Below are 18,777 nucleotides of genomic sequence, written 5' to 3'. Positions count from 1 at the left end.
CGCGCGGGGCGCTCAGCGGCGGCGGGCCAGCTCCGGGGACTCGCTCTCCAGCGGCACCGCGTTGGCCGGGACCAGGCCGAGCTGCACGGCGGGCCGGGGCAGCGTCGCGTCCAGTGCCCAGTCCGCCGCGACCCGGGGACGGTTACCCGGCATGGCGAGCAGGTGGTAGCCGCGGGTGACGGCCTTGGCGGGCAGCCCGGCCAGCGGCACCTTCAGCGGGTTCGCCGCCGCGTCCTTGCCGCCCAGGTCCACCACCCAGCCCAGGTCGTGGTGCTTGTACGACTTGCGCACGCCCTGCCCGTAGGACGCGGCGATGTTGTGCGCGGCCAGCTTGCCCTGCCGCTGGGCGTGCTGCGCGGTCATCGCGCACACCTGCCCGGGGCGGGTCGGGTCGGGCACGGCGGCGGCGTCGCCGCAGGCGAACACCTCCGGGTAGCCGGGGACGTTGAGGAACTCGTCGACCACCAGCCGGCCCTTCTCGGTGCGCAGCCCCAGTTCGGCCACGAACGGGTCGGGGCGTACGCCGACGCACCAGATCAGGCTGCACGTCGGGACGTACTCGCCGTCGGTGAGCATCACGCCGTCCGGGGTGGCCTCCGCGACCGAGGTGCCCATCCGCACGTCCACGCCGCGTTTGCGCAGCACCCGGTCGGCGGTGACGGACATCCGCCGGTCCAGTTCGGGCAGCACCCGGGGCGCCACGTCCAGCAGCATCCAGCGCGGCCGGATCTTCAGGTGCGGGCGCTGGGCCATCAGCCGGTCGGTGAACAGCTGCCCGTGCGCGGCCACCTCCGTGCCGGTGTAGCCGGCGCCGACCACGACGAACGTGGAGCGGGCCCGCTGCTCGGCCGGGTCCTCGGTCAGCTCGGCCAGCTCGACCTGCCGGACCACGTGGTCGTGCAGGAACAGCGCCTCGGGCAGGCCGCGGAAGCCGTGGGCGTACTCGGTCACGCCGGGGATCGGCAGCAGCTTGTTGACGCTGCCGACGCTGAGCACCAGCCGGTCGTACGCGAGCTGCCCGTGCTCGCCCTCGATCGAGCGGTAGCCGACCCACCGGTTCTGCAGGTCGACCCGGTCCGCCTCGCCGACCACCACACGGACGCCGTCGAGCGTGCCGGCGAGCGGCACCGCGATCCGGGTCGGCTCCACCACGCCGGCCGCCACCTCGGGCAGCAGCGGCAGGTAGAGGAAGTAGTCGGTCGTGTTCAGCAGGACGATCTCGGCCCGGTCGCGGGCCAGTCGGCGCAACGTCTTGGCCGCGTGGTACCCGGCGAACCCGGCCCCCACGATCACCACCCGTGGTTTCGTCATGCCTGCTGCCGTTCCCGGGCAGACCTGCGACAAACGTGCCCATGATCCATCCATCGGCGGCTATATGGACATTCCTCGTGATCGGCGCGAGGATGCCGGGATGGGAAACCACGAGACCGCCGAGGGTCGGCCCACGAGGTCCAGCCGGCGTACCTTCCTCACCGCCTCCGCCGCGGCCACCGCCGCCGCCGTCGCCACCCCGCTCGCCGCCGCCCCGGCCGCCGCCGCGACCGGCGCGCCCCCGGGCCCGGGCCGTCCGGCCCGGCCGCAGCGGCCCGACCGCGAGCTGACCGCGCTGCTGCGCGAGATCGACAGCCGCCGGATCGAGGCCGTCGTGCGCCGGCTCGCCGCGTTCGGCACCCGCCACACCCTGTCCAGCCAGACCGATCCGGTACGCGGCATCGGCGCCGCCCGCGACTGGATCCACGCCCAGCTCTCCGGGTACGCGGCCGCGTCCGGCGGCCGGATGAGCGTCGAACTGCAGTCGTACGTGCAGCAGCCCGCCTCCCGCATCCCCGTCCCGACCACCATCACCAACGTGGTGGCGACCCTGCGCGGCGACGTCACGCCCGAGCGGGTTTACGTCATCACCGGCCACTACGACTCCCGGGCGACCGACGTGATGGACGCGGTCAGCGACGCGCCCGGCGCCGACGACGACGCCTCCGGCGTGGCGGTGGTGATGGAGCTGGCCCGGGTGCTGTCGACCCGCCGCACCGAGGCCACCATCGTGCTCGCCGCCGTCGCCGCCGAGGAGCAGGGACTGTACGGCTCGGCGTACCTGGCGTCGCAGCTGAAGGCGGCCGGCGTGGACGTCCAGGCCATGTTCAGCAACGACATCGTCGGGTCCAGCACCGCCGACGACGGCACCCGCGACCCGCGTACCGTGCGGTTGTTCGCCGAGGGCGTGCCGACCGCCGAGACCCCGGCCGAGGCGAGCGTCCGGCAGTCCGTCGGCGGCGAGAACGACTCGCCGTCGCGGCAGCTCGCCCGGTTCGTCACCGACGTGGCCGAGAACTCCGCCACCGGCATGGACGTGCGCGTCATCTACCGGCGGGACCGCTACCTGCGCGGCAGCGACCACATCTCGTTCCTGCGCGAGGGCTGGCCGGCGGGCCGGTTCACCGAGCCCAACGAGGACTTCGCCCACCAGCACCAGGACGTGCGCGTCGTCGACGGGGTGCAGTACGGCGACCTGCCCGAGTTCTGCGACTTCGGCTACATCACCCGGGTGGCGCGGGTGAACGCCGCGACGCTGTGGTCGCTGGCCCAGGCGCCGGGTACGCCCAAGGGCGTCACCGTGGTGACCACGAACCTGACCAACGACACCACGCTGCGGTGGCAGCGCGGCCCCGAGCCGGACCTCGCCGGGTACGAGGTGGTGTGGCGGGAGACCACCGCCGACCAGTGGCAGAAGGTGCTGCCGGTCGGCGACGTCACCGAGGTGACGATCGACCTGTCCAAGGACAACGTGTTCTTCGGCGTGCGGGCGGTGGACCGGGACGGGCACCGCAGCCCGGTCGCCTTCCCGAAGCCCGGTAGCTGAGGCCGGCCGGTCACCGCCCCGGCGCCCGGTCCACCCCGTCCGGGGCGGTGATCGCCCAGCGTTCGTGGTCGCGCCACGCGCCGTCGATGAACAGGTAGTCCGGCGAGAACCCTTCGAGGCGGAAGCCGAGCCGGCGCGCCAGCCGCTTCGACGGCTCGTTGCCGGGCTGGATGTTCGCCTCCAGCCGGTGCAGACCGAGCGGCCCGAACGCGTACTCGATCACCAGCCGCACCCCGGCCGAGGCGTGCCCGGTGCCCGCGTACGGGCGGAACGCCGCGTATCCGAGGTAACCGCCACGCAGTGCGCCGAGCACGATGCCGCTGATGTTCGCGTATCCGGCGATCTCCCCGGTGGCCCGGTCGCAGAGCAGGAACCCGGAGCTGTCCCGCGCCCGGATCTTGCGCAGGTACGCCGCGTACCGCTGCGCGTCATCGGGCGCGGACAGCCACGGATGGTGCAGGTCGCGGCTGCGCCTGGCGGCGGCGACGAACTCCGCCTCGTCGGCCGGACGGGGACGGCGGATGGCGACGCGTCCGTCGCTGCGCAGATATCGCACAGCCCCACTCTCGGACACCGCCCCCACCCCGCCCCACCCGGGGTGCACTCCCCCGAAGGTCCTTCGCAGATCGCCCGCGTCCGGCATCCGCGGCTCGCGCGATCTTGCACTTGGCGCCCGCGAGTTGTCCGTTTGTGAGGGCTCGCCGGGGACCGAAGTGCAAGATCGCGCGGTGGTGCAGTCCGCCCGTGCGACGGCGCGACGGGTTTGGTGAGTTGTGTCCGGTTCGGTTCCGGCGGGGGTGTGGTCGGTGCCATCGTGAGGGTGGAATCGGTGGCGGGCGCGGGGCGTTGTACATGGCTGACCGCCCAGGCACCAGGGTCGAGCGCCGGACACCGGCCCGCCCGGCGTCCTCCTGGCAGGTCAGGGAATCGGCCCGGCCCGGTCGTTGTTACGTCCCCGAGCGACGGGCACGCCCGCCGTCCCCGGGAATCGCCCCGGCCTGACGGTCGTTACATCCCCGGTGCCGAGCCGCCCCGCCGGGCAGGCTCCCGGGTCGTCATCCCGGCCGGAAGCCTCGGCCGAGAGCCACACGTCCCGGGAATGGCCCCGGACCGACGGTCGTTACACCCCCGAGCCGCGGAGCAGGCCCCCAGCCGCCCGCGCGCGACAGCCCCTTCGACGGGCACCCCCCCAAGACTTTCCCCTCCGCGGCACCCCCGCCGCGTTTCCCCCGACCAGGGAGGCAACCATCATGGCTACCACTCTGCTGCGTAAGACCGTTCTGACCGCTGCCGGTATCGCCGCCACCGCCGGTGGCATCGCCGGACCCGCGATCGCCGCCCACGCCGCCCCCACCGAGAAGACCACCGCCGCCGTCGCCGACCGCAAGGGTCACGGTGAGCGGGAACTCGACGTGCGCTACGAGGCCCAGCCCAACTTCTACTTCTGCGGCCCCGCCGCCGCCCGCAACGCCCTGTCCGTGCAGGGCAAGAACATCGACGTGCACGCCATGGCCAAGGAAATGGGCACCACCGAGGCCGGCACCAACAGCATCAACGACATCACCCCCGTGCTGAACAAGGAGACCGGCGCCAGCAACGCCTACAAGTCGGTCGAGATCAGCACCCCCAAGGCCGACGACAAGCAGACCGACACCCTGCGCACCGACGTGGTCAAGACCGTCGACGCCGGCCGGGCCGTGGTCGCCAACATCGCCGGCACCGCCACCGACACCGACGGCACCACCCACTCCTTCGAAGGCGGCCACTACATCAGCGTCATCGGCTACCGCGACGACGGCCACACCGTCACCATCGCCGACAGCGCCAACCCCAACACCGCCACCTACCGCATGAGCATCGACAACCTCGCCGACTGGATCGCCACCCGCGGCTACAGCACCAGCTAAGAACACCACCCCACCGCGCATACGGCTGCAGAGCAAGAACAAGGCCAGCGGCCAGAGCAACACATGGCGGACCGGAGCAAGATGGCGTGAAGCAACACGCGAAAGGGCCCGACCCCACCACAGGGGTCGGGCCCTTTCGCGCATGTCCAACGGCTGCCTGCCGGTCATCTCGCCGTCACGCCGGTGTCGTCACCCGGACGGCTCGCTCCACCACGCTGGGTCGCGCCGGATCGTCCGGGCGACCGCGAAGGAGCAGCAGTGGCAGCCGAGGAGGCGACGCACCGCCCACCGACCACGCACCGCCCACCCGCGACGAGCCGCCCCGACGTGAGCGTCGTCGTGCCGGTCTACAACACGCTGCGCTACCTGCGGTCCTGCCTCGACTCGGTGCTGCGGCAGACCATCGGGCCGGACCGGATGGAGATCGTGGCGGTGGACGACGGGTCCACCGACGGCAGCGGCCGCCTGCTGGACCGGTACGCCGCCAAGCATCCCGGCACGGTACGGGTGGTCCACCAGGCCAACTCCGGTGGCCCGGCGGCGCCCTGCAACCGGGGACTGGACCTGGCCACCGGCCGGTACGTCTTCTTCCTCGGCTCGGACGACCGGCTCGGCCCGGAGGCCCTGGAACGTCTGGTCGCCGCCGCCGACCGGTACGGCTCGGACGTGGTGCTCGGCAAGGTGGTCGGCGTCAACGGCCGGCACGTCTTCTCCGACGTGTTCGCCGCCGGCAACGCGGTCGACGTGAGCCTGTTCGACTCGGCGCTGCCCTGGTCGCTGGCGAACACGAAGCTGTTCCGGCGCGACCTGGTGGACCGGCTCGGGCTGCGGTTCCCGGAGGACATGCCGGTGCTCAGCGACCAGCCGTTCACGCTCGCCGCCTGCTACCACGCCCGGCGGATCTCGGTGCTCGCCGACTACGACTACTACCACGCGGTACGCCGGCTGGACGCCCGCAACATCACGTACCACAGCCGGATCGAGCAGCGCCTGGTCAGCGTGGAGCGGCTGTTCGCGTACGTGGCCGACCTGATCCCCGCCGGAGCGCGCCGGGACGCGGTGCTGCGCCGCCACGTCGGGCTGGAACTGGCGAACCTGGTCGGCGACGACTTCCGGCACCTGGACCGGGCCGCGCGGGAGCGGGTGCACGCGACAGTCGGCCGGCTGGTGCGGCGGCACGTCACCGACGGCCTGCGGGACCGGCTCGGCATCGAGGCGCGGCTGCGCCTGGGCGCGGTGACCGCGGGCGGGGTCGACGACCTGCTGGCGGTCATCGAGCAGGACAGCGGCCGGGGCGTACCTGCGACGGTGTTCGCCGGTGACCGCTGGCACGCGGGCTACCCGGGCGCCCCGGCGCGGTGGACCGACGTCACCGACGTGCGCGCCGACTGGCTGGCGCGGCTGGACGCCGTCGACGTGAGCTGGGCCGACGGGCACACGCTGACGGTGACCACGCGGAGCCCGTACCCCCGGTTCGCCGCGGAGGCCGGGCCGGTGCGGATGCTGGCCGGTCCGGTCGTGGGCGCCACCCGGATGGACGCCGGCGATCCGGCCGGCCGCACGCTGCGCACGGACTTCGCGCTGGACCGGCTCCTGGCCGCCGGCGGGCGGCGGCACCCGGTGCGCGCCGAGGTGGACGGCGGGTACGGGCGCGGCGGGGCCGCGGTGCGCGCGCCGCGGCTCGCCGCCGGGCGGCCCCGGCTGCTGCGGCGCGGCGCCCGGCTGTACGCGGTGGCGGCGACCGTCGACCCGCGCAACGGTCAGCTCGTGCTGTCGGTGGTGCCGGTGACTGTGGGTCAGCTCGTCGGGCGGCTGCGCCGACGCGGGCGGCGCGGCCCGGCCACGGCGCAGACGCCGGAGCGCGGCCCGGCCACGGCGCAGACGCCGGAGCGCGGCCCGGCCACGGCGCAGACGCCGGAGCGCGGCCCGGCCGGGGTGCAGGTGTCAGGGCGCGGCGCGGAAGCCCGGCTCGGCCGCCATGGGCACCTGGAGGTACGTGGTGCCGCGCAGGTCCAGCCAGGCCCGCTGTGGCGCGCGGACCAGCCGCACCATTACCCCGGAGCAGGCAGGACAGCGCCCGACCAGGCCCGGGGCGTGCGAGTAGACGTGTAGCCCGGCCATCGGGCCGGTCGTCCCGCAGGTGTCACAGCGGCCGGTGGTGGCGCTCAGGTCGACGGCGAACAGCTCGCGCAGCGGCCCGTCGAGCATGTTGCCGTCGAGGTACGACAGGTCGGTCATACGCCCTCCTCGGGTCGTCAGCCGGTCGGGCCGAACCGTTCGGTCCGCACGCGCCGGGTCGGGTGACCCAGCCCCACCAGCAGGTCGGCCACGGTCTCCACGAATCCGGTGGGGCCGCACACGTAACAGAGCGGCTCCAGGTCGGGCGGCCAGCCGTGGCTGTTCACGTCGGCCAGGCCGATCCGGTGCGGCTCGCCGCGCCAGCCCTCGGGCGCGGACCGGGTGTAGACGTACGCGACGTCGAGGCCCTGGTCGTCGCGGGCGCGGCGGCGCAGCTCGTCGGCGTAGATGACGTCGTCGGGGGTGCGCACCGAGTAGACGAGCCGGAACGGCGTCCTGCTCCCGGCGGCCCGCCGTGCGCGGATCATCGCCATCAGCGGCACCACGCCGGATCCGCCGCCGACCAGCAGCACCGGCGCGGTGTCGTCGGTGCGCCAGACGAACCAGCCGCCGACCGGTCCGCGTACCTCCAGCGGGTCGCCCTCGGCGTAGGTGTCGGTCAGGTACGGCGACACCTCGCCGTCGGGCACCCGCTGCACCGTCACCTCGATCCGCTCGCCGTCGGCGGGGCCGGCCAGCGAGTACGACCGGGCGGCCTGGTAGCCGTCCTCGGCGGTCAGGCGCAGGTCGACGTGCTGCCCGGGCAGATGCCCGGGCCAGCCGGGCACGTCCAGCACCAGCGTCTGCGCGGTGGGCGTCTCGATCCGCCGTTCGACCAGCCGGGCGACCCGCCACATCAGCGGCGCGACGCGGCGGCCCTCGGTCTGTGCCGTCACCTCAGTCGCCCTGGTAGCGCTGCTCGCGCCACGGGTCGCCGTAGTCGTGGTAGCCGGCGGTCTCCCAGAAGCCGGGCCGGTCGTCGACGAGCAGCCGGATGCCGTGCACCCACTTCGCCGACTTCCACAGGTACAGGTGCGGCACGAGCAGCCGCGCCGGGCCGCCGTGCTCGGCCGGCAGCGGACCCCCGTCGTACGTGTGCACCACCCAGGCCCGCCCGCCGCGCAGGTCGTCCAGCGGCAGGTTCGTGGTGTAGCCGCCGTACGAGTGGGCCAGCGCGTACCGGGCGCCGGTGTCGACGCCGTCGAGCAGCGTGTCCAGGGAGACGCCCTGCCAGGTGGTGCCGAGCTTGGACCAGCGGGTGACGCAGTGCAGGTCAACGGTCGGGGTGTCCTGCGGCAGGCCCATCAGCTCGTCCCAGGACCAGCGGTACTCCGCGCCGGTCTCGCTGGTCAGCACGAACTCCCAGGTGTCGAGCGAGACACGTGGCGTCGGGCCGGCGGAGAGCACCGGGAAGTCCTCGGTGAGGTACTGCCCCGGCGGCAGGTCGGGTGCGGACGTACGGGGCCGGCCCTGGAAGCCGGGCGAGACGATTCCCACCCGTCAGTCGTACCACCGCCGGTCGCGCCGGGGCAGGGGTTCCCACCGAGTCAGGCGGAACCTCCGCCCTGCACCTCGTGCACGACCGTGCGCTTGCCGTCGCCGCTGTTGCGGGTGGCCCGCAGGCTGGTGATGGTGACGATCACCAGGACGCCGATGATCACGCCGAGCGAGGCGAGCGTCGGGATCTCCGGTACGCCCTTCCAGATGCCGTGCGCCCAGTGCAGGCCGAGCTTGACGCCGATGAAGGCCAGGATGGCGGCCAGGCCGTAGCTGAGGTGCACGAGCCGGCTCAGCGCGGCGTGCAGCACGAAGTAGAGCGCCCGCAGGCCCAGCAGCGCGAAGGCGTTGGTGGCGAAGACCAGGTACGGGTCCTCGGTGATGCCGTAGACGGCGGGCACCGAGTCGACGGCGAACACGATGTCCGTGGCCAGCACGGCGACCACGACAAGCGCGAACGGGGTGAGCGCCCGCCGGCCGGCCTGCCGGATCGTCATCCGGGTGCCGTGGTAGTCGTCGACCACCGGCATGATCTTGCGCAGCAGCCGTACCGACCGCATCTTGTTGATGTCGACCTCCTGCTCGTGCCCGGAGAGGGCGTCGCGCAGCAGCTTGACCGCGGTGGCGATCAGGATGAGCGCGAACAGCAGGAAGGCGAAGTCGAGCGTCTGGAGCGCGGCGGCGCCGAGCGCGATGAACACACCGCGCAGCACCAGGGCGCCGGCGATGCCGTAGAGCAGCACCCGCTGGGCCAGCACGGCGGGCACCGCGAACGCGGCCAGCAGCAGCATGAAGACGAACAGGTTGTCGACCGAGAGGGACTTCTCGACCAGGTAACCGGTGAGGTACTCGATGCCCTGCTGGCTGCCGTAGCGGGACCAGACCCACGCGCCGAAGGCCAGCGGCAGGGCGATGTAGAAGGCGGACCAGCCGAGCGCCTCACGGATCGAGACCTCGTGCGGCTTTCTGGTCACCAGGAAGTCGAGCACCAGCAGGACGAGCACGCCGACGATCGTCACGGCCCACAGCGTGGGCGTGCCGACCGACGACAACCCGGCCGCGGCCAGGGGCGACAATTCGGGCATGGAGCCTCCTCGAACACCGTGTCATGTTCGAGGTCTCCTTCACCCACGTTTTCGTGGGCAACCACCCGGGGCTCGCCTCGGCGGCTTGCCGTACTGACCGGAATGATTCGTGGGAAGTACTCCCCTCGCCTGGACAAGGCTAGGTCACCGCCGGACCGGACGCCAAGTCGGGACACGGTTGATTGCCCTGGTCAACCGCTGTGCGGCGGCGGAGGGCATGGCGCCGGCTCACCCCGGCCCCTATGGTGACGCGGGTGACCAACCAGGGACCACTGACCGGCGTACGGGTGATCGAGCTGGCCGGCATCGGCCCCGGTCCGTTCGCGGCGATGATGCTGGCCGACCTCGGCGCCGACGTGGTACGCGTCGACCGGCCCGGCGGCGGCGGGTTCGGCGCCTTCCCCGGCGACCTGCTGAACCGCAACCGCCGCTCGATCGCTGTGGACCTGAAGCAGCCCGAGGGGCGTGACCTGGTGCTCGCCCTGGCCGCCGGCGCGGACGCGCTGGTCGAGGGCTTCCGGCCCGGGGTGACCGAACGGCTCGGCCTCGGCCCGGACGACTGCCTCGCCGCCAACCCCCGCCTGGTGTACGGGCGGATGACCGGCTGGGGACAGGACGGGCCGCTGGCACACAGCGCCGGGCACGACATCGACTACCTGGCGCTGACCGGCGCGCTGCACGGCGTGGGCCGGGCCGGGGAACGCCCGGTGCCGCCGATGAACCTGCTCGGCGACTACGGCGGCGGGGGCATGATGCTGGCGCTCGGCGTGGTCGCGGCGCTGTACGCGGTACGCGGCGGCGCGCCCGGCCAGGTGGTCGACGCGGCCATCGTGGACGGCGTGTCGGTGCTGGCCACCCAGATCCACGCGCTGCGCGGCATCGGCCTGTGGCAGGACCCGCGCGGGGTGAACCTGCTCGACGGCGGCGCGCCGTTCTACGACACGTACGAGTGCGCCGACGGGCGGTACGTCGCGGTGGGCGCGCTGGAGCCGCAGTTCTACGCCGAACTGGTCCGGCTCACCGGCTTCCCGCCGGGCGGCGAGGACGCCGGGGCGGACGGCAGCGCCGCGGACGACGCGCTGGACCGGGACGACCCGGCGAACTGGCCGGCGCTGCGGGCCGCGTGGGCGCGGCTGTTCCGCACCCGGACCCGGGACGAGTGGACGGAACTGCTGGCCGGCACCGACGCCTGCGTGGCACCGGTGCTCGACTGGGCCGAGGCTCCGGCGCATCCGCACCTGCGTGCGCGGGAGGTGTTCGTGGCGCCGGACGGCGTCACCCAGCCCGCCCCGGCGCCGCGCTTCTCGGCCACCCCGACCTCGGTGCGGCGCCCCCCTCCCTCGCCGGGCGAGCACACCGGCGAGGTGCTCGCCGACGCCGGGATCGACGCGGGCCGGATCGCCGCGCTGCGCGCCGCCGGTGTGATCGGCTGACCGCCCGCGAACCGGCTCAGCGGCGGTTCGCCGCGGCCGGGGCGAGTGCCGGTTCGACCATGTCCCGGTAGTCGCGCGGGAACTGGACCACGACCTCCTGGAACTCCCCTCCCCGGATCGCCTCGCGCATCGTGACGAACACCGCGCGTACCGCGTCCCGGGCGGTGTTCTCGTCGCAGTCCGCCCGGCGGGCGACCCGGGCGACGAACTCCGCCGCCCCGAAGCGTTCCGCCGCCTCGTCGCGCGGATACGGACTGAGCAGCCCCTGTAGTGGCTTCGGCAGCTGCGCGGCCAGGTCCAGCACCTCGCCGCCGGTCAGCCGCTCGGCGAACGTCTCCAGCGTGGCCCCGGTGAGCGTGGCGGCCCGGTCCTCGCTGGTGCCGGTGAGCCGGGCGACCCGGCTCACGAAGGTCAGGTAGTGCATCCGTGGTACCCCCTTCGGTGCGCCCACCGCGGCTACCCGCGACGGCGCGCCGGAAACGGCGCCGGCCACCGGCGCGATCACGGCAGCGGGATTTGCGCGCGTGGGGGCGTGAGCGGCGGCGCGACGGGTAACCGCCGCCCGGTCACGACCGCGACTACTGCCACGAGGAGCCCGACCCATGGCGAGTTACACGGATGTCCTTGAGTACCTGTCCGCGCTGGACTACCCGGCCGGCAAGGACGACGTCATCCGCGAGGCGGAACGGGAGGGCGCGCCGCCGGACGTGTTGCGGGCGCTGCGCGCGCTGCCCCCGGTGGACTACGCCAACGGCACCGAGGTGGCCCGCTCGGCCGGCATCGACGCGGCTCCCGAGGTGAGCCCTTCGCAGCGCGCGGCGCAGGCCCGGGTCGACCACCCGCGCGTGTCGCAGCACCTGCGCGGCATCTGAGCACGGCCGCGGGCCGGCGGGCGACACGGCCGCCGGCCTCTGCGCGTGCCGAGACGAGCCCGGCGTGCGATCGTCGCGGGTGGGCGGTCGTGCGCACTCCCGTGTGGGCGGTCGGCATGCCCTGAACAGGCGAGCGCCCCGGGTCACGAACCGCGACCTGGGGCGCCACGCAGCACCTGTCCTCCGCGGTTCACGCCCGAACCGGGTCGCGACCGCGCAGCGGTGAGATGTTCGCCCGAACCGGGCGGGCATCGCTGCCACGATCATCATACGACGTGGCATCAGCCGAACGGGTGAGAATCGCGGAAGTGTGTCCGGGCGCACGCGTGCGCTCAGGCGGTCACCTCGGCGTACCGCCGCTCCAGGTCCACTCGCGCCAGCGCTCCGACCAGCCACGACAGTTGCTCCGACCCGTCGTTGCCGGTCAGTCCGGCGAGGTCGCGGGCGGTGCGGCCCAGCCCGAGCCGCCGGGCCGCCGCGAGCGCCCGCCGGTCGGCCACCGGCGCCGCCTCGCGCCACAGCGCCTGCGCCTCGCGCAGGAACAGGTCGCACACCTCGTCGTCCACTCCGGGCAGCGCGGTCAGCAGCCGTCGTTCCTCGCCCGGGTCCTGGTGCGCGGCGGTCCGCAGCCGGCGCAGGTCGCCCCGGTACGTCTCGACGACCGTGCGGGCCAGGTCGCCGAGGGTGTCGGCGATCCCGGCCAGGTCACCGCGCAGCCCGGCGGCGCGCAGCACGCGTACCCGGTCCTCGTGCCGGGAGCGGGCCATCCGGGCCGCGGTGTCCCAGCCGGCGTCGCGCAGCGCGGTGGCCGCGTCGACGGCCCGGTGGAAGTCGCCCCGGCGGGCCAGCAGGACGGCCAGGTACAGCACCTGGAACAGCTGGGCCGGGTTGTTGGTCACCCGGAACCCGAAGCACTCGGCGAACCCGCGGCCGTCTCCGGCGAGCCGGCGGGCGAGCCGCTTCTTGTCCGCGACGTCGCGCGGGGCGGTCTTTGTCGGCATGCCGCCGTCTACCCCGGCGACGGCGCGGCATTCGGGTACGGCGGTCAGCCGCGTACGTCGCCGCCACGGTCGCGGGCCTTGAGCCGGGTGGTGGGCAGCGCGGGCGCGGGCAGCGGTGGCGCCGCGTCGTCGGCGACCACACCGAAGCGGCGGCCGGCCATCCAGTCCTCCCGGGCGGCCACCACCTCCTCGTGCGAGCGGCCGACGAAGTTCCACCACATCACCAGCGGCTCCTCGAACGGGGTGCCGCCGAGCAGCAGCAGGCGCGTGCCCGGCTCGGCGCGCAGGGTCAGCGCGCTCCGCCCGAGGCCCAGGTAGAGCAGCGCGCCGGGGGCCAGCGCCGTGCCGTCGCACTCGGCGGCGCCGGACATGGCCAGCAGCCCGTACTCGAAGTCCGGACGCAGCGGCAGCGTGGCCGGCGCCGGGCCGCGGACCTCGATCTGCGCGCCGACCAGCGGGGTGTGCACGACCGCGGGCGAGCGTTCCCCGCCGAGGTCGCCGACGAGCAGCGTGACGTCCACGTCGCGGTCGCGGAAACGGGGCAGGTCGGCGTGGTGGGCGAAGTCCGGGTCACCGGCCCGGGCCGGGTCGGGCAGCGCCACCCACAGCTGCACGCCGTGCATCAGCGGCGGGTGCACCAGCGGGGAACGCTCGGAGTGGGCGATGCCCCGCCCGGAGGTCATCACGTTGAGCTGGCCCGGGCGGATGGGCTGGACGTTGCCGAGGCTGTCGCGGTGCAGGATCTCCCCGTCGAGCAGCCAGGTGACGGTCTGGAGCCCGGTGTGCGGATGCGGCGGCACCTCCATGCCGGGCCGGTCGGCCACGTCGTCGGGCCCGAAGTGGTCGACGAAGCACCAGGCGCCGACCATCCGGCGCTGCCGCTGCGGCAGCAGCCGGCGCACCGTGGTGTAGCGGCCGAGCGGGACGTCGTGGCCGGGCAGCAGCACGCTGCCCGGGTCGGTCGGGCCGACGCCCGGTGGGAGCGTCTGCGCGGGCAGGGATTCGGTGCGGTCCACCGCCCGACTCTACGCTCACTCCGCGGTGACGCTCACCGCGTTCGCGCCCCCGACCAGGTCGAGGTAGAGCCGGTCGGCGGCCCGGTCCCAGCCCGGCGAACTGACCAGGTCACCGGCGGCGATCCCGCCGCGCCGCTCGTCGTACAGGGTCAGGGAGCCGGCGCCGGAGGCCACCCGCACCCGGGCCGGCGGCCCGCCGGGCACGGTGACGGTGAGTTCGCTGACCCCGCCGGTCATCCGGACGGTGAGCGAGCCGTCGATGCGCGGCAGCAGCAGCCGGGTACGCGACGCGCCCCCGACCAGGTCGACCCCGGCGAGCCGGGCCTCGCCCAGGTCGAGGCGCTGCTCGCTGACGCCGCCGATCAGCCGCAGCCGCCAGGTGACCCGGGAGTTGAGCACCACCTCGACGGCGGACGGGCCGGGGCGGCCGTTCTCCTCCACCCGCAGCCGGACCCGGTCGCCCACGAGTTGCGGGCGCGGCGTCACACCCGAGCCGTCCGGCGCGCCGATCCGGTAGAGGTCGTCGCCGAGGTCGGCGGCCCGCAGCGTGAACCGGGTCAGCCCGTCGACCAGCTCGAACTGGGCGCGCTGCCGGTCGCCGCGGGGCGCGGCGACGGTCTCGGCGCCGGCCACCTCGGCGGCGCCCGCCGCGCCGGAGCCGCCGTTCCCGGTGACCGGTGACGCCGGCGCGCCGCCGGAGAAGACCACGCCGAGGCGGGCCGGGTTGGACAGCGTCACCGCCACCGCGACGACCCCGAGCACCACCACCAGCACCGCGGCGGCGGCCAGCAGCCGGGCTCCGCCGGACCAGCGGGGCCGGGCCAGGTCGGGGTCGTCCTCGGATGCGGTCATGGTCGTCCCCTCTCGCCGGTCCCCACCGGGTCATACGTCCGCGTCGGCGTCCCGGTTCATTCCCACTCCGGTACGCGAACGCACCTTGTCGGCGCACGCGGTCAGCACGGCGTGCGCGTCCAGGCCGAGGCTCTCGATGGCGACCAGGGCGGTGAACGCCACGTCGGCAAGTTCGGCGGCGACCTCCTCGCGGGTGTGCGTCACGCCCTTGCGCGGGTTCTGCCCGAGCAGGCCGATCCAGGCCGCGGCGACCTCGCCGGCCTCCTCGCCGATCTTGAGGATGCGGCAGGTCAGTTCGGTGTCGCCGCGGCCGTTCGCGGCGTCGAGCCAGGCGCGCGCGTCCCGCGCCGTCGTCCAGATGGTGGCGTCCACGCGGACCAGTGAACCCCACCCCACGGACCGTTCGTATCCTGGGGCGACGCAGGCCAGGGGGCCTGTGTCCCAGGCGAGAGGAGGTGCCCGTGATGCCGGAGACCGTCGAGTCGGTGTTCGCCGGCGTGGTCGCCCGGAACCCGGGAGAGCCCGAGTTCCACCAGGCGGTCCGCGAGGTACTGGAGAGCATCGGTCCGGCCCTGGCCCGGCATCCGGAGTACGCCGAGGTGGTCGAGCGGGTCTGCGAGCCGGAGCGGCAGGTCATCTTCCGCGTGCCGTGGGAGGACGACCAGGGCCGGGTACGGGTGAACCGCGGCTTCCGGGTGGAGTTCAACAGCGCGCTCGGCCCGTTCAAGGGCGGCCTGCGCTTCCACCCGTCGGTCTACCTGGGCATCGTGAAGTTCCTCGGGTTCGAGCAGATCTTCAAGAACGCGCTGACCGGGCTGTCCATCGGCGGCGGCAAGGGCGGCGCCGACTTCGACCCGAAGGGCCGCTCCGACCGCGAGGTGATGCGGTTCTGCCAGAGCTTCATGACCGAGCTGTACCGGCACATCGGCCCGCAGACCGACGTGCCGGCCGGTGACATCGGGGTGGGCGGCCGGGAGATCGGCTACCTGTTCGGGCAGTACAAGCGCATCACCAACCGGTACGACGCGGGCGTGCTCACCGGCAAGGGCCTGGCGTACGGGGGCGCGCAGGTGCGCCGGGAGGCGACCGGGTACGGGGCGGTGTTCTTCGCCGACGAGATGCTCCGGCAGGCCGGTGACAGCCTGGAGGGCAAGCGGGTGGTGGTGTCCGGCTCGGGCAACGTGGCCATCTACGCGATCGAGAAGGTGCACCAGCTCGGCGGCACCGTGGTGGCGTGCTCCGACTCGAGCGGCTACGTGGTCGACGAGAAGGGCATCGACCTGGCGTTGCTGCGCGAGCTGAAGGAGCAGCGCCGGGGCCGCCTGGCCGAGTACGCGGAGCACGCGCGCAACGCGGTGGCGGTCCCGGACCGCAACGTGTGGGAGGTGCCCTGCGACCTGGCCCTGCCCTGCGCCACGCAGAACGAGATCGGCGGCGCGGAGGCGGCCGCGCTGGTCGCCGGCGGCTGCGTCGCGGTGGTGGAGGGGGCGAACATGCCCACCACGCCGGAGGCGGTGCGGATCCTCGGCCGGGCCGGGGTGCGGTTCGCCCCGGGCAAGGCCGCCAACGCCGGCGGGGTGGCGGTGAGCGGGCTGGAGATGCAGCAGAACGCCAGCCGCGACACGTGGACGTTCGGCGAGTCGGAGCAGCGGCTGCGCGAGATCATGCGGGACGTGCACGACAGGTGCTGGGCGACGGCCGAGGAGTTCGGCCTGCCCGGCGACTACGTGGCCGGGGCGAACATCCAGGGGTTCCGGCGGGTGGCCGAGGCGATGCTGGCGCACGGGCTGGTGTGAGCGGACGGCGGGACGGACGCTGACGGAGCGGTCGGTCAGCGATTGACAGCTCTCGACGCCCGGCCTAGGTTCAGGGCGCTACCGGCCGGTAGGCATCCGTCCCGCGTCGTCACCCCCGTCCCGGGGTGGCACCCGTCCCCGGGGAGCAGCGATGCAGCCCTCACCCGTCCGCCGCCGGCTGCTCGCCGTCGGCGCGGCCCTCGCGCTGACGCTCGGCCTGACCGGCGCGGCGCCCGCCGCCGCCACCGGCCGTGACGACGGCAGCGGCCCGCTGCCCGGCTACACGGTCGTCAACCCGCCGCTGCCGCCGCTCGTCGTCGGCGGGGTCGCCACCACCGTGCGGCAGGGCGTGCACGCGAACGCCGGGTACATCATCGAGGTCCCGGCGCGCTGGAACGGCGACCTGGTCATGTGGGCGCACGGCTACCGCGGTCAGGGCACCGAGCTGTCGCCGGAGCCGCCCGCCTTCGAGCTGCGGCAGCGCCTGGTGGCGCAGGGGTACGCGTGGGCGTCGTCGTCGTACGACCGCAACGGCTACGACGTGCGCTCCGGCGTACGCGGCACGCGCGCCCTGGCCGACCTGTTCAGCCGTACCGTCCGGCGCCCGCACCGGGTGCTCCTGGCCGGTGTGTCGATGGGCGGCCACGTCATCGGCCGGTCGCTGGAGCAGTACCCGGGCTACTACGCCGGGGCGCTGCCGATGTGCGGGGTGCTCGGCGACCAGGAACTGTTCGACTTCTTCCTGGACTACAACCTGGTCGCGCAGGCGCTCGCCGGGGTGCGCGCGTACCCGACGCCGGCCGACTACCTGACCTCGGCGGTGCCCCGGATCCAGGTCACGCTCGGCCTGGCCGGGCTGACCCCGGGCGGCCCGGACACCACCAACGCTTTGGGCAAGCAGCTGCGCGCGGTCACAGTGGAACGCTCCGGCGGGCCACGGCCGGGCGGCGACGCCGCGTTCGCGGTGTGGAAGGACTTCCTGTTCGGCATCGCCGTCAGCGAGGCGGACGGCTCCCCCGCCCGGCGTCCCGGTCAGCTCGCCACGAACCTGTTCACCCGGTACGCGCCGAACCAGCCGGTGAACCTCGACGCCACCGTGCAGCGGGTCGCGCCGGAGAACCTGCGCCAGCGGCTCTCGCCCGGCCTGACCGAGGTGCCCCGGATCGCCGGGCGGCCCACCGCGCCGGTGCTCAGCCTGCACGGGCTCGGCGACCTGTTCGTGCCGTTGCGCATGGAGCAGGCGTACGCCCGGGACGTGGCCCGGCACGGACGGTCCCGGCTGCTGGTGCAGCGGGCGGTGCGCACCGCGCAGCACTGCGAGTTCAGCCCGGCCGAGGCCGGCGCCGCCTGGGACGACCTGGCCCGCTGGGTCCGCACCGGCAAACGCCCGGCCGGTGACGCGGTCACCGACCGGCGTGCGGTGGCGGCGCCGGACTTCGGCTGCCGGTTCAGCGACCACGCCGCCCGGGCCGCCGGCGCCGGCACCCGCCCGCTCTACCCGCCGTGCTGAGCCGGCCTCAGTCCTCCGCCCGGCCGTACCAGCCGCCCCGGTAGACGGTGCCCTGCGGGGCCGCCTGCGGCTCCGGCTCGAGCTGCGGCTCCGGTTGCTGCGGCACGTCGGCGGCGGTGCGGCGGGAGCGGCGGACGCGGCTGACCACGAACCAGCAGACGCCGGCCAGCACGGCCACGATGACGACCTTCTGGAACGTGCCCGCGTACGCCTCGACCACGTGCCACTGCTCGCCGAGCAGGTAGCCGGCGAGCACGAACGTGGTGTTCCAGATCAGGCTGCCCAGCGCGGTGTAGAGCAGGAAGACCGGCACCGGCATCCGTTCCACCCCGGCCGGGATGGAGATGAGGCTGCGGAAGATCGGAATCATCCGGCCGAAGAACACCGCCTTGACGCCGTGGCGCAGGAACCACGCCTCGGTGCGGTCCACGTCCTCCAGCTTGATCAGCGGCAGCCGCGCGGCCAGCGCACGCATCCGGTCCCGCCCGAGGGCCGCGCCGATGTAGTAGAGCGCCAGCGCGCCCACGATCGACCCGAGCGTGGTCCAGAAGATGGCGCCGGCCAGGCTCATCCTGCCCTGGCTCGCGGTGAAGCCGGCCAGCGGCAGGATCACCTCGCTGGGAATGGGCGGGAACAGGTTCTCCAGGGCCACCGCGAGGCCGGCGCCGGGACCACCGAGCCGTTCCATCAGGCCGGTGACCCAGCCGGCTACTCCGTCGCCGGTCGGCTCCGCGGCCCGCGAGGTGCTCACCCGGGGGACGGTGAGCAGCTGTGCGTTTCCGATCATCGGACCAACGTTACGGGGCGAAGCCGCGGACGACCACGCGTCATGG

At 74.1% G+C, this 18,777-nt stretch carries 18 protein-coding genes and 1 pseudogene; 7 read left to right on the top strand and 12 right to left on the bottom strand.

The window, feature by feature from the left end:
- Positions 1-12: 12 nt before the first annotated feature.
- Complete coding sequence (locus M8C11_RS07475; RefSeq protein ID WP_252448975.1) at positions 13-1,311, bottom strand: NAD(P)/FAD-dependent oxidoreductase; 1,299 nt, start codon at positions 1,309-1,311, stop codon at positions 13-15.
- A gap of 100 nt (positions 1,312-1,411) precedes the next feature.
- On the opposite strand from M8C11_RS07475, the gene M8C11_RS07470 reads away from it, so the two are divergent.
- The gene (locus M8C11_RS07470; RefSeq protein ID WP_252448973.1) at positions 1,412-2,857 is read left to right on the top strand and encodes a M20/M25/M40 family metallo-hydrolase; all 1,446 of its coding nucleotides are present in this window, start codon (positions 1,412-1,414) and stop codon (positions 2,855-2,857) included.
- Between the two features lie 10 nt (positions 2,858-2,867).
- Here the strand turns inward: M8C11_RS07470 and M8C11_RS07465 are convergent, their stop codons facing one another.
- Complete coding sequence (locus tag M8C11_RS07465; protein WP_252448972.1) at positions 2,868-3,413, bottom strand: GNAT family N-acetyltransferase; 546 nt, start codon at positions 3,411-3,413, stop codon at positions 2,868-2,870.
- 694 nt (positions 3,414-4,107) lie between these two features.
- Between M8C11_RS07465 and M8C11_RS07460 the strand changes: the two genes are divergently transcribed.
- Complete coding sequence (locus M8C11_RS07460; RefSeq protein ID WP_252448970.1) at positions 4,108-4,764, top strand: C39 family peptidase; 657 nt, start codon at positions 4,108-4,110, stop codon at positions 4,762-4,764.
- A gap of 258 nt (positions 4,765-5,022) precedes the next feature.
- Entirely contained in the window at positions 5,023-6,876 is a 1,854-nt protein-coding gene (locus M8C11_RS07455; protein WP_308212726.1) for a glycosyltransferase, read from the top strand.
- Here the strand turns inward: M8C11_RS07455 and M8C11_RS30500 are convergent.
- From M8C11_RS30500 to M8C11_RS07435, 4 genes and pseudogenes are all read right to left on the bottom strand, one after another.
- Positions 6,802-6,972: pseudogene (locus tag M8C11_RS30500) on the bottom strand (DUF6510 family protein); the annotation flags it as partial. The gene M8C11_RS07455 and the pseudogene M8C11_RS30500 overlap by 75 nt on opposite strands.
- 47 nt (positions 6,973-7,019) lie before the next feature.
- The gene (locus tag M8C11_RS07445; protein WP_121685640.1) at positions 7,020-7,778 is read right to left on the bottom strand and encodes a ferredoxin reductase; all 759 of its coding nucleotides are present in this window, start codon (positions 7,776-7,778) and stop codon (positions 7,020-7,022) included.
- 1 nt (position 7,779) lies between these two features.
- A complete protein-coding gene (locus M8C11_RS07440; protein WP_252448969.1) occupies positions 7,780-8,379 on the bottom strand; it encodes a sulfite oxidase-like oxidoreductase in 600 nt (199 codons plus the stop codon).
- Between the two features lie 50 nt (positions 8,380-8,429).
- Entirely contained in the window at positions 8,430-9,464 is a 1,035-nt protein-coding gene (locus M8C11_RS07435; protein ID WP_252448968.1) for a TerC/Alx family metal homeostasis membrane protein, read from the bottom strand.
- 242 nt (positions 9,465-9,706) lie between these two features.
- Between M8C11_RS07435 and M8C11_RS07430 the strand changes: the two genes are divergently transcribed.
- Positions 9,707-10,897 carry a CaiB/BaiF CoA-transferase family protein gene (locus M8C11_RS07430; protein WP_252448966.1) on the top strand — a complete coding sequence of 397 codons (1,191 nt, stop codon included), beginning with the start codon at positions 9,707-9,709 and terminating at the stop codon, positions 10,895-10,897.
- A gap of 16 nt (positions 10,898-10,913) precedes the next feature.
- On the opposite strand, the gene M8C11_RS07425 is transcribed toward M8C11_RS07430, so the two are convergent.
- Complete coding sequence (locus M8C11_RS07425) at positions 10,914-11,321, bottom strand: DUF2267 domain-containing protein (protein ID WP_120570183.1); 408 nt, start codon at positions 11,319-11,321, stop codon at positions 10,914-10,916.
- A gap of 178 nt (positions 11,322-11,499) precedes the next feature.
- Here M8C11_RS07425 and M8C11_RS07420 point away from each other — a divergent pair, with 178 nt between their 5' ends.
- On the top strand, positions 11,500-11,769 hold the full coding sequence (locus M8C11_RS07420) for a DUF2795 domain-containing protein (protein WP_091427162.1): 270 nt from the start codon (positions 11,500-11,502) through the stop codon (positions 11,767-11,769).
- 332 nt (positions 11,770-12,101) lie between these two features.
- On the opposite strand, the gene M8C11_RS07415 is transcribed toward M8C11_RS07420, so the two are convergent.
- Genes M8C11_RS07415 through M8C11_RS07400 form a run of 4 tightly spaced genes read right to left on the bottom strand, consistent with a single transcriptional unit; the run spans position 12,102 to position 15,010 of the window.
- A complete protein-coding gene (locus M8C11_RS07415) occupies positions 12,102-12,770 on the bottom strand; it encodes a hypothetical protein (RefSeq protein WP_091427163.1) in 669 nt (222 codons plus the stop codon).
- A 44-nt stretch (positions 12,771-12,814) separates the two neighbouring features.
- Positions 12,815-13,786 (bottom strand): pirin family protein, encoded by a 972-nt coding sequence (locus M8C11_RS07410; RefSeq protein ID WP_252448964.1) that lies wholly within the window; start codon positions 13,784-13,786, stop codon positions 12,815-12,817.
- Between the two features lie 15 nt (positions 13,787-13,801).
- Positions 13,802-14,638 carry a hypothetical protein gene (locus tag M8C11_RS07405; RefSeq protein ID WP_121685645.1) on the bottom strand — a complete coding sequence of 279 codons (837 nt, stop codon included), beginning with the start codon at positions 14,636-14,638 and terminating at the stop codon, positions 13,802-13,804.
- Between the two features lie 30 nt (positions 14,639-14,668).
- Positions 14,669-15,010, bottom strand: coding sequence for a MazG-like family protein (locus tag M8C11_RS07400; RefSeq protein ID WP_252448963.1), 342 nt, complete (start codon positions 15,008-15,010; stop codon positions 14,669-14,671).
- A gap of 92 nt (positions 15,011-15,102) precedes the next feature.
- Between M8C11_RS07400 and gdhA the strand changes: the two genes are divergently transcribed.
- The gene (gene gdhA, locus M8C11_RS07395) at positions 15,103-16,434 is read left to right on the top strand and encodes an NADP-specific glutamate dehydrogenase (RefSeq protein ID WP_121685649.1); all 1,332 of its coding nucleotides are present in this window, start codon (positions 15,103-15,105) and stop codon (positions 16,432-16,434) included.
- A gap of 151 nt (positions 16,435-16,585) precedes the next feature.
- Complete coding sequence (locus M8C11_RS07390; protein WP_252448962.1) at positions 16,586-17,944, top strand: S9 family peptidase; 1,359 nt, start codon at positions 16,586-16,588, stop codon at positions 17,942-17,944.
- A gap of 7 nt (positions 17,945-17,951) precedes the next feature.
- On the opposite strand, the gene M8C11_RS07385 is transcribed toward M8C11_RS07390, so the two are convergent.
- On the bottom strand, positions 17,952-18,731 hold the full coding sequence (locus M8C11_RS07385) for a DedA family protein (protein WP_252448960.1): 780 nt from the start codon (positions 18,729-18,731) through the stop codon (positions 17,952-17,954).
- Positions 18,732-18,777 lie beyond the last annotated feature (46 nt).

The sequence above is a fragment of the Micromonospora sp. CPM1 genome (genome assembly GCF_023896895.1).
Taxonomy (GTDB): Bacteria; Actinomycetota; Actinomycetes; order Mycobacteriales; family Micromonosporaceae; genus Micromonospora; species Micromonospora tulbaghiae.
This window is presented reverse-complemented; position numbering and strand designations above follow the sequence as displayed.

Excerpts from the sequence above, each read along its gene's own strand:
- M8C11_RS07460 (WP_252448970.1), top strand. The coding sequence starts at position 4,108 with ATGGCTACCACTCTGCTGCGTAAGACCGTTCTGACCGCTGCCGGTATC.
- M8C11_RS07470 (WP_252448973.1), top strand. The coding sequence starts at position 1,412 with ATGGGAAACCACGAGACCGCCGAGGGTCGGCCCACGAGGTCCAGCCGG.
- M8C11_RS07420 (WP_091427162.1), top strand. The coding sequence starts at position 11,500 with ATGGCGAGTTACACGGATGTCCTTGAGTACCTGTCCGCGCTGGACTAC.
- M8C11_RS07425 (WP_120570183.1), bottom strand. The coding sequence starts at position 11,321 with ATGCACTACCTGACCTTCGTGAGCCGGGTCGCCCGGCTCACCGGCACC.
- M8C11_RS07475 (WP_252448975.1), bottom strand. The coding sequence starts at position 1,311 with ATGACGAAACCACGGGTGGTGATCGTGGGGGCCGGGTTCGCCGGGTAC.
- M8C11_RS07390 (WP_252448962.1), top strand. The coding sequence starts at position 16,586 with ATGCAGCCCTCACCCGTCCGCCGCCGGCTGCTCGCCGTCGGCGCGGCC.
- gdhA (WP_121685649.1), top strand. The coding sequence starts at position 15,103 with ATGCCGGAGACCGTCGAGTCGGTGTTCGCCGGCGTGGTCGCCCGGAAC.
- M8C11_RS07405 (WP_121685645.1), bottom strand. The coding sequence starts at position 14,638 with ATGACCGCATCCGAGGACGACCCCGACCTGGCCCGGCCCCGCTGGTCC.
- M8C11_RS07430 (WP_252448966.1), top strand. The coding sequence starts at position 9,707 with ATGGTGACGCGGGTGACCAACCAGGGACCACTGACCGGCGTACGGGTG.
- M8C11_RS07435 (WP_252448968.1), bottom strand. The coding sequence starts at position 9,464 with ATGCCCGAATTGTCGCCCCTGGCCGCGGCCGGGTTGTCGTCGGTCGGC.
- M8C11_RS07415 (WP_091427163.1), bottom strand. The coding sequence starts at position 12,770 with ATGCCGACAAAGACCGCCCCGCGCGACGTCGCGGACAAGAAGCGGCTC.
- M8C11_RS07385 (WP_252448960.1), bottom strand. The coding sequence starts at position 18,731 with ATGATCGGAAACGCACAGCTGCTCACCGTCCCCCGGGTGAGCACCTCG.